This is a genomic window from Ruminococcus sp. AM42-11 (assembly GCF_003480145.1).
Taxonomy (GTDB): Bacteria; Bacillota; Clostridia; order Lachnospirales; family Lachnospiraceae; genus Blautia_A; species Blautia_A faecis.
In genome coordinates, this window is record NZ_QUIO01000079.1 from 1 (window position 1) to 5,889 (window position 5,889).

Genomic DNA, 5,889 nt, shown 5'->3' on the forward strand with positions numbered 1-5,889 from the left:
GACTGTATTCGTCTTAATGCGTCCAATTTTATAAAGTTTCATCCATTCATCAAACCATTCCGAAACTTTATATTTTTTTGCTTTATCGCTGTAACCCATAATATATTTTGCTTTTTCCTGATCACGCCGCTTTTTCAGTCTGGCCAAATTAGTATCATATAAATAAAGTGCTTTCGGGGAGCCTGGTATATAATACTTGGCCTGATAGCGCCCATCTTTTCGCTGCGTAAGTCCGCGTCCTAATTCCTTGCCTTTTAAAGATTTACCCATATTGCGTTCATCCTTTCCAGGCCAGATTTTAAGTACATCAGCATATTAACACGTTCAAAAAAATATTCAAGTCTCCTGTTCCTCCAGCCACTGCTCAAATTTTTTTCTATGTACAAGCGTTCTTCGGCCGATTCGGACACAAAATTCATTTTCAGCCATTATAGTACGAACTGTTTTTTCAGATAATCCAGTTAACTCACAAGTCTCTTTTACTGAAAGAAGAAGTTTCTCATTTCCCTCCCGTTCCTTTTTTTCAATTCTCTTTCCTTTCAATATTACAAATTCATCTACAATGTACCGTTATTTTTCTCTTAATGCCAAAAACTTTTCAAGTGCTTCCTGCCTTGTTATCCCTTCCCGTTTGGATTTCGTCGCAACTGAATCCTGTGCAATGCCATATGCCATACAACATGCATTAAAGCTCCTAAATGTTTCATTACGGAATATGAATTGCTTTTGCAATTTTCTTTGATAAACATATACGATAGCTTCTTCAAGAGAACAGTTTGTTTCTTTTACACGCCTAAGAACCAATTTTTTCGTAATTCCTAAATCGCTATAACAGCTGTTCAGCGACTTATATTCTTTTCCCATTACAACGACCTTTTTTGCCTGTATCCAAGCATTTTTCTGAAAAGACGGGGTTTGATTTTGGGGTTTCATTTTTTGTTCGGCTTTTCGTTTTTTTCGTTCTTTCTTTTCCAGATAAAATTCCACCGCCTCAGTTACAGGAATCTGTTCCTGTATTATTTTTTTACAAACCCATTTATATGAAATACCTTGCTCTTTGCAACATATTTGAAGATCATCGTAAATCTGGTCACCTATTTTTATGGTTACATTTTGGGATATTTTCTTTTTTACTATATAATAATCGGCTGCTTCCGTTATAGAACAATTTTGGCGCTCGGCATAACCATAGACATCTCTATACCTAATCTGTAATGCTGTACACAGATCTTCCAAATTTTCAAAGCAGTCCCCATTTTCTAAATAAATTGGAGCTTTTGCTTGTAAAAGTAATTTTTCCTGTTTTCTTTTAAAATACTGTAACGCTTCCTGAGGTGTGCTATTGGTATTAATGATTCGATTATAAACAAGTCTGTAAGAAAGAGAAAGTAGTTTGCAGCATTCACGAAGGCTGACATATTTCACTCCTTCAAACTCTATAACACCTGTTCCAATTTTTTTATTGAGTTCTATATAGAACTTAATAGCCTCTTCATTAGAGCAATTATGCTTTCTTACATAGTTGTATACATCCGATCTTTTGATGCCATACTGTCTGCATTGTTCCGTTATCGGTGCGATTGATAAATATCTATCGTATTCTTGTTTCCTTTTTACTGGATGCTGAAGTAAATAGAAGTCAAGAGCTTCTTGCAAAGAAATATCCTGAGATAGACTTTTTAACCGGACTTGTTCTGCTTTCAGATTGTATTCTTTACAGCATAGTATGAAAGAAGGATATTCTTTGTTTCGGTAAGTAAATGGGGAAGGATTGAAATTTTTTCTATTTTCTGCTTGCTTGATACAGTAATTTAGTGCGACTGTTTTCGATCTTCCAGTCTCCTTCATACATTTTTTTACTGTACAGGCGGGTATTCCCATTTCTTCACAGCAGTTTTGAAATGATGGATACCATTTTCCTTTATATTGAAATTTCAATTTTTCGGCATGTTTGATCATTATTTCAAGTGATTCTTGAATCGTATAATCATATGTATAAATATAATTAAGCACACTATATTTATTCACTCCGTAAAAAGCACAACATTTATCAAGAGAAAGCCATTTTCGATTTCGAAAAACAAATGTTTTCTTTTCTTTAAGTGACAGGTAATGAGCAATAGCCTCTTCGAATGAACAATTCTTTTCACGTTTATATGTTAATACAGTACTGTAATTGATTCCCAGTTCCTCACAACATTTCTTCTTTCCAGAATATGTTACCCCTTCATATTCATAATAAAATTGTTCGTAATAATTCGTTTTTCGTCTGGGTTTATGCATAACTACTACATCCTTTCCAAAACAGGAATTTGACACAAAGCAGGAATCTGATTCCCCCTTTCCTGGTAATATATTATGACATTTGACAGAAAACAAAAAGCACCTGAAAATCATTTCTTCCATGATTTCCAGGTGCAAAGATATACACACTCTATGGTTATTTATCAAATACATTCCAATCCAAACTGGAATAAGAGTTTATGCAGTGTCTGCTGCCAAATGCCATTTTTATGATACCATCCATAAAAATTTGTGTCAATTTCATTCCTGTCTTTAATAAGTTCCATTTTTGTTGTTTCTTTGCAGCTTAGGCAGCAGCTTCCATTAGGTCTTCCTCTAAGAGATCCGCAAGCAGTTTCCCCCGATACCCAAAACCATTCACTTTTACCTTATTCTTGCGCAGTTCCTCAATTTCTTTTTTCCTGAGATCCCGGCTCTTGAATGCCAGAATCTTGTCCTCCTTGTTTAGCTTCTTGGTAAGCTGTTTCTGCCAGCGTAAAAGAAATACTTTCGCCTGCTCAATGTCCGCATTCTGGCGGTCATAATAAGTTCTCTTTTGCCTTACTGTACCATTCGGCTCCACTTCCAGTGTATAATAGGGCTTTTCAGGAGCATCTATTTTCCGCAAAAACAAAAGATAGGATTCCCTTTTTGCAATCCGTTCATAATAGGTATCTTTTCCTATGATGCAGTGTTTCAGTTCACTTCCTTCTTCCAGAATGTCTTCCACTCTTTGTGGGGCTATGATCTGAAAATTCCTGTACTTGTATTCATATTTTTTCAAGCTTTGACAGATGGAATCAATATCCGGGAACTTCTGTACGATTTCACAGGCTTTTAACGCCAAACCTTTGTCCTTAATCATCTGGACAACCTCATTATGGCGCTTTTCCAGCTTATTTACGCGGAATACAATGGCATCATTCACATCCATTCCAAGTCTTAATGCCATTCCCAGATAGTCTTTCCATGTATCAACAAGCTCTTTGGGAGGTTTCCTGCTATTTGCAGACTGCTTTTTCAGATAATTTTTGATCTGTTCCGGCCGCATCCTGTCCAGAATAAAGGTTACCTGTTCCGGACTGATTTCTGCTTGTGCCAGCCAGGTAATGACATCATCTTTTATTACCTGTTCATGCTTTTTTTCGTAGCGCAGCCATTGCAAGATAAGTGGTCACCATTATTCTTTCTCAGTCTGTCCAAACGGAATTTATCAATTCCAAAGGCATGTCCCAATGAATCCGATTTCTTATAATCAATTGTAATTTTCTTTTCCATAAACTGTTTTACAACGCTTCCCAGTCCTGCTTTTACAAGCTGTTCCAGATAAGGAGACCGACTTAACACGTAAAAATATGAGACTGACTTTGCAGTTTCCTTTTTTCCCAGGTATTCATAAAACCCACTTCTTTTAAATATTTTATTCTTCATTCCATGAAGTGATTTTTTGTAAATTCTTCCCTCGTAACATGGTGCTTTCTCTTTCCAGCCCCCAAAATATGGACTATATTTTTCCAGTACACCACAGATCCACCTGTGTTCATCGGTTCCCTGGTAATACCACATATAATATTCCGTTCCAGCAGGCGTATGTTCGTCATAGACAAATCTTCTTTGTTCCCAGCAATGGTACACTGGTTTTTTATAAGCAAGCATATCATACTGTGCAGATGCTATAAATTCGCGGATAACCAGTCCCTCCCCACATGTCTGTAAAAGATAGGAAGTTTCCTGTTCGGTCATTACCCTGCGCTGTCGGCCAATTGCCTTATAACGGATCTGGTGTCGGCAGTTCGGACAGGTACCTTTTTGATTGTGCTTTGGTTTCTTAATGGGAATCTCTTTTTCACACCAGGTACAGTATCCTGTAGTCTCTTTCTTTCTGGAATACTGGTAAAAGATAAAGTTTTGTGTGATACCGACTTTTCTTACCCACCTGTTCCAGTCTTTTGGCGTTTTCCGTACTTGTTTCATAACCCGATCCCAGGCATCTGTTCGTTTCCGGTGTTTTTCCAGACACTTTTTCCCCCGTAAATGCTCCTGGTATTCCAGGATTCCAAGATATACATTCTCGTCCTTATATTTGTTGCCGATTGCTTTCCAGATTCTCTCCTGGCAGTCGAACGCACACCATGTATGCTTCCAGTTCACTCCTTTTGGAAAATCCAGCTTATCCAGCATTCTATCCGTCCACTTTTTCAGCCGGTAATCGTAACTGGTAAAACACTCTTTTTTCGGATTGATAAATAACGTGTAAGAAGGACGTCTTCCACCAGATGCAAGAATCTCAGCAAAGAAAATCCCTACTTTCAAAATATTATCTTCCAGTTCCGTACGTACATATAAACCGGTTGGATATTCCATTTTTTCATAGGGAACATTTGTAATTATCGGAATATCCTTACCAGCCAGTTCCAGCATTTCATCCGTTGCTTCTAACCGTTTCAGTTTCCAAAGCTTTTGTTTTTCCATAGGATTCGTTCCTTCCTTTTTGGTATTCAAACAGAGAAAGCTGCTGATTCTCTTTCATAACTTTTAGGGTTTTGCTCTTCCATTCCAGCTGCATAATCTACTCCTTTGTCATTCTTTTCCAAACAAACCGTTTTCTGCATGAGATTATATTTTTCTTCCTACATTTTGACTCCTTTAACGACAGATACGGCAGGTTGCCCTGCCGTATCAGATCATTCTATAACTATTCTTCCGGATTTATAGGAAAATGCACATCAATAATTGCCGTTTTGGGATTATACTGTGCAATTTTTTCCTCATTTCTATTATAAAAGTATAGCTTATCTGTCAGAAAATCTTGTTCTGAAGTAGCTTCTTTTATTGAATCATGCATAACTTTGATGAGATCTTCCGGATATACATTTTGGGCCGCATGTATCATCGCTTCATGAATGCTTGTAAATACAATATAAAAGCTGTCATTCAAAAGATCTGCTAGTCTTTGTGCAACACCTGGCAAAAAGACAGCCACAGCACCATTTGTCCGAAGGGCTGTCGAAAGACATAATCCTGCAAAATTCTCTCTATCCAAAAAATAAAGCTTTTCATCATTCATGAAATCATCTCCAGAGTAAAGGGGGGTTACAAGAAGTTCTTCCCATCTATAAATCCGAGGAGGGGTCATTAAAGATGTATTTTCCACTGCATTTTTCCAAACCTCTTCTTCTGTAAGCTTCCATTCTTTCAGGATATCTTTTCGGATCTTCATACTGGAAATACATCCATCCTGTCTTCCAAGTCTAAGATACTCTCCATAAATCTCCCGCAGCATGGAAGAAAACTGTAGATAAAGATCCATTCTGGGCGGAACAACAACCAGATCCGGACAGGCACTTTTAGCTTGCCACAAAGCCTGTCCTGTCTTTACCCCCTTTTGCTTGGCAATATAATTTGCTGTGAGAACAATCCCATGCCTGGCTTCAGGATCTCCCCCAACAGCCAGGGGCTTTCCTGCATGTTCGGGATGATAAAGCATTTCCACACTAGCATAGTCGGGTAAGAGAAGAGCATTACTGTCCTTCCCTCCCCTAAGAACCGTACGTGATAGTTTCCCATCATACGGCTCAAGCCTTATAAAGCCTATTGCTGCCACAA

General features: G+C 37.8%; 4 protein-coding genes and 1 pseudogene. All 5 read right to left on the reverse strand.

What is annotated here, in order from left to right; genetic code table 11:
- Positions 1-270, reverse strand: a pseudogene (locus DW904_RS22210) (site-specific integrase); the annotation flags it as partial.
- A 300-nt stretch (positions 271-570) separates the two neighbouring features.
- Positions 571-2,283 carry a hypothetical protein gene (locus tag DW904_RS22220; RefSeq protein ID WP_118584289.1) on the reverse strand — a complete coding sequence of 571 codons (1,713 nt, stop codon included), beginning with the start codon at positions 2,281-2,283 and terminating at the stop codon, positions 571-573.
- 307 nt (positions 2,284-2,590) lie between these two features.
- Positions 2,591-3,448, reverse strand: a complete 858-nt coding sequence (locus DW904_RS22225; RefSeq protein ID WP_118584290.1) for a PcfJ domain-containing protein — start codon at positions 3,446-3,448, stop codon at positions 2,591-2,593.
- The gene (locus tag DW904_RS22230; RefSeq protein WP_147422368.1) at positions 3,409-4,755 is read right to left on the reverse strand and encodes a hypothetical protein; all 1,347 of its coding nucleotides are present in this window, start codon (positions 4,753-4,755) and stop codon (positions 3,409-3,411) included. The genes DW904_RS22225 and DW904_RS22230 overlap by 40 nt, the downstream gene beginning before the upstream one ends.
- Positions 4,756-4,978: 223 nt before the next feature.
- Entirely contained in the window at positions 4,979-5,770 is a 792-nt protein-coding gene (locus DW904_RS24395; protein WP_243110547.1) for a DUF5688 family protein, read from the reverse strand.
- Positions 5,771-5,889: the final 119 nt, after the last annotated feature.